The sequence below is a fragment of the Actimicrobium sp. GrIS 1.19 genome (genome assembly GCF_035984655.1).
Classification (GTDB): domain Bacteria; phylum Pseudomonadota; class Gammaproteobacteria; order Burkholderiales; family Burkholderiaceae_D; genus Actimicrobium.
Map to the genome: position 1 here is coordinate 1 of NZ_JAXCHT010000068.1, position 3,851 is coordinate 3,851.

Sequence of the window (3,851 nt, forward strand, 5' to 3'; positions counted from 1 at the left end):
GTAGGGCGAGTTTCTACTGATATTTCTTCAACTCCATAGTTGTTGCGATGACGATGAAAACTCCTGCCGAAATGTCGATTCATGAAACATTCAGGTTAGGGCCCAGGGTACCCACGACATCCGATAGTTTTGCCGTAGAAGCATACGTTGTACCGTCGGCAGCGGCATCCAGCTGCGCCTTGGTAAATGTGCCATTCGAAAGTTTGATGCCCAGATAGGCCTTGGCTCGGTCATCGTCGACAAGGGTTTTGGCCGCATTTGCATACTGCGTCTTCTCCTCGTCGGTCAACTTTGCCCTTGCCGGGAACTTGCCTTCCGCCATCCCCTTCAAGTATGGTGAATCCACTTCGTCTGTTATCCATATTTTTGACCAGTTTTGGGACAACGCTGCCTTGGCCAAGGCCACGTTAGTGGCTTGATCTGCAGTCGGTTTGGTGGTGTCCGGAATCTCGACGTGGGTAGCCGCGTTAGGCAGTTTCTTCATGTCGTCCTTACTGAATTTCCCATCGCCGTCGGGATCGAGCTTTTTCAGTGCATCCGGGTCGTCGTCCAGCATTTTCGCTGCGGCGACTTCCTCAGGCAGTGGATCGGTGTCGTTCATTGACCCGCGGTTAGCCAGTTTCTTTAAATCAGCAAGGCTGGCCGTATCACTATTCTCTCCCCACAGCGCGGTGCAGGAATCCCCCAAGGTATTGGCAGCGTCGGTCTTCGTCGCTGTGGCCTTGTATTTTGCATACCTGATCGAATTTTGTAAATCATCGACGTCAAAAGCGCCGCTGAGATATTCCTGCACATCGGGATTCTTATAAACCAAGTCGGCTGCTGCCTGTTCCGCTGGAGCAGAGGACCCTTATTTGTTTGCCGTTCCTCCGTTGGCCAGATTCAGCAATTCTTGCTTGTTCGCCTTGTCGTCACCCCAAAACAACGCCGAGCAGTTCCCATTCAGAACCTTCGCCGCGTCGTCCAGTGCTTGCGCGGTCGCTGGTCCGGACAGGATTTTATTGCGCAGAGAGGCGAGTTCATCCTTCGAGAACGCCCCGTCGGCTCCCGTGAGGTCGTACAGGTAGCGCTTATTATTCGGATCCGTCAGCCACTTTGCACCGGCGACCTCTGCGGCCGAGGCCTTGCGGGTACCGTTCGCAATGGCTTCCACGTCGTTCTTGTCCGCCGTGTCACCGCTATCCCACATTGCGCTGCCGCCAAGCAGCCCCGACAATGCTTGCGCAGACGTGGTCGTCGGCGGTGGCGCGGTCGATGACGTTGGACCAGCCTTGTCTGACAGGTTGCCAAGCTCTTCCATCGTGAAGGTGTTCTTCCCGTCATGCAGCAGCTCCTGCAACGCGGACTTGCCAGCGTCGCTGAGCAAAAAGGCGGCACCAGCTTTCTCTGCGTCCGTGGCGTGTCGCGGATTACCGTCCGCAGTCAGCGCTTGCAAATCACCTAGATCGGCCACATCGCCATTGTCGAACAATGCATCGCCGCTGCGCACACCGGCGATCGCATCAGGCGCGCCTTGGCCATACGGATAGGACGCATTTGACGGAGCCGGGGTAGTGTCCGTGGCCGGTGCCGGTACCGGGGTAGTATCCGTGTGAGGGACATCAGCTCCCCACATTGGCGGCATGGTTGACGATGACGACGGTGAATTTCGGAAAGTATTCTTCAGGTTGGTAATGTCTTCCTTCGTAAGCAATGGGATGGACGCCCCCCACCCGAAACGGCATCAGTTGTGCCAAAGTGGAAGTGCGATTAACCACCTAACCGAGAGGGGCGTCACCATGAAGATTACGACAATCGGCATTGATTTGGCAAAGGCTGTCTTCCAAGTGCATGGTGTTGATTCACATGGCAAGACGGTGTTGAAGAAACAGATCAAGCGCGAACAGTTACCGGTGTTCTTCGCCAAACTGGAGCCGTGCTTGATCGGTATGGAAGCGTGTGGCAGTGCACATCATTGGGCCCGCAAGTTCGAGGAGTTTGGTCACACTGCTCGGCTGATTGCTCCCCAGTTCGTCAAGCCGTATGTGAAGACGAACAAGAATGACGCAGCCGATGCCGAGGCAATCTGCGAAGCCGTTAGCCGGCCCAACATGCGGTTCGTGCCGATCAAGAATGTCGAGCAGCAGGCAGTCTTGTCGTTGCACCGCGTCAGGCAAGGATTTGTGAAAGCGCGTACTGCGCAAGCAAACCAGATCCGTGGTCTCTTAAGTGACTTCGGGTTGATCATTCCGATTGGCATTGCCAACATCGCCTCACGTGTCCCGGCCTTACTCGAAGAGGCTGCACACCTGCCCGGATCATTTCGCCAACTCGTCGCGCGCATGATGGACCATTTGAAAGAGCTCGATCGCCACGTTGGTGAACTGGAACTGCAGATCAAGGCATGGCACCGGTCGAGCGACTTGAGCTGCAGGCTGGAGAAAGTGCCAGGCATCGGCCCGATCACGGCAAGCGCACTGGTGGCTACGGTTGGCGATGCACGTAATTTCAAGAACGGCAGGCAACTGGCTGCATGGCTTGGGTTGGTACCCCGGCAGCACTCCACAGGCGGTAAATCGACATTACTTGGTATCAGCAAGCGAGGCGACTGCCACCTTCGGACCTTACTCGTCCACGGTGCAAGAGCGGTCATCCGTCATGTGCAGGGCAAACCTGATCGTAGAGGATGGTTGCCATCGCTATTGGCACGGCGCCACCAGAATGTGGCAACAGTAGCCTTGGCAAATAAAAATGCCCGCATCGTCTGGGCACTGTTGGCGCACGGAAGGCAGTACCGGTCGGATTACGCAGTTGCATAAGCGATTTGCGCTTGTAGGCAACTCGATGGCATAGGAAATATCTCCACAGATTGCTCGGGCAATCATGAAGTGATGGCAGACAGGTAAGACCGTGGTTGGCAAAGCCCTTGCTGGACGGAGCACTTCGAGTGCGTGTAAGCGATTGAGGCGCCGACCAGCATATTCCATCAGGGACAGCGGTAAATGCCGCGAATGAAGTCCGAATGTACGGATGCAATCTTTACCTTCACGTCATCGCTGATTGAAAGCTTGGCAAGCCGGGGGCGTCCATGTACGTCCCGCTTCCGTCCGGTCCCACCAGCTTGGCAAGCGCGTCTGCGTTTTCAGGCTTCAGCAGCCAGGTGGCAGCGTCAAGTTCAGACTGCGTCGCGGAACGCTTTCCGTCGACAATTGCTTGCAGATCGCCCTTGTCGGCTACATTGCCGTCGTCTCACGCTGCAGATCCGGTCTTGAGGCCCACCACTATTTCTGCCGCCGACGGCGCCGGGCTGCTGCCAGTGCCAGTGCTCCACCCCATGCCCGAAATACGGGTCAGATCGCCCATCGAAAAACTTCCGCGGCAAGCCATCAGCTGATCCAGCAAGGCTGGGTGGTCGAGGAAATATTGAGCACCCTGTTGCTCCGCAGGGCTGGCGCCGCGCTTGCCGTTTGCCACCGCGTGCAAGTCAACTTCGGTGGCAGCGCCGTACTTGAAAATCGCATTGCCACTGCGCAGGCCGTCGATGGCGTTTTGCGCTTCCGGTCCCAAACGGTTCGTTTGCTGGTTGGACTTCGCTGCAAGATCGTGGACGGTTTTCCCAATCGCATATTGCGCGGGCTGAAGTGCCACATCTTGCGCCGCATTGCCGGCGCCGAAAAGCCTGGAGAAGGAAGCACCGATACCCCATCCCGTTCCGGCATTCGCGACATCATCCGATGTATCACTGGTCAATGCGTTGCTGTTGGGGGTAGTGCCAATTTGACATCCACCCCGCCCTCAGCCTGACGGCTGGCGCTTGCGCGCAAAGGACGGGGATTCCTACTGCGCACACAAAACCTCTTGCACGTCGCTTC

At 56.6% G+C, this 3,851-nt stretch carries 4 protein-coding genes; 1 reads left to right on the plus strand and 3 read right to left on the minus strand.

Annotation, left to right across the window (positions count from 1 at the left end; translation table 11 throughout):
- Nucleotides 1-79: 79 nt before the first annotated feature.
- On the minus strand, nt 80-814 hold the full coding sequence (locus tag RCH09_RS19430) for a hypothetical protein (RefSeq protein ID WP_326942792.1): 735 nt from the start codon (nt 812-814) through the stop codon (nt 80-82).
- A gap of 36 nt (nt 815-850) precedes the next feature.
- Nucleotides 851-1,471, minus strand: a complete 621-nt coding sequence (locus RCH09_RS19435; protein WP_326942793.1) for a hypothetical protein — start codon at nt 1,469-1,471, stop codon at nt 851-853.
- A gap of 307 nt (nt 1,472-1,778) precedes the next feature.
- Between RCH09_RS19435 and RCH09_RS19440 the strand changes: the two genes are divergently transcribed.
- Nucleotides 1,779-2,798 (plus strand): IS110 family transposase, encoded by a 1,020-nt coding sequence (locus tag RCH09_RS19440; RefSeq protein ID WP_326942794.1) that lies wholly within the window; start codon nt 1,779-1,781, stop codon nt 2,796-2,798.
- A gap of 430 nt (nt 2,799-3,228) precedes the next feature.
- On the opposite strand, the gene RCH09_RS19445 is transcribed toward RCH09_RS19440, so the two are convergent.
- Nucleotides 3,229-3,729 carry a hypothetical protein gene (locus tag RCH09_RS19445; RefSeq protein ID WP_326942795.1) on the minus strand — a complete coding sequence of 167 codons (501 nt, stop codon included), beginning with the start codon at nt 3,727-3,729 and terminating at the stop codon, nt 3,229-3,231.
- Nucleotides 3,730-3,851 lie beyond the last annotated feature (122 nt).

Coding starts and splice junctions, on each gene's coding strand:
- RCH09_RS19440 (WP_326942794.1), top strand. CDS start 1,779: ATGAAGATTACGACAATCGGCATTGATTTGGCAAAGGCTGTCTTCCAA.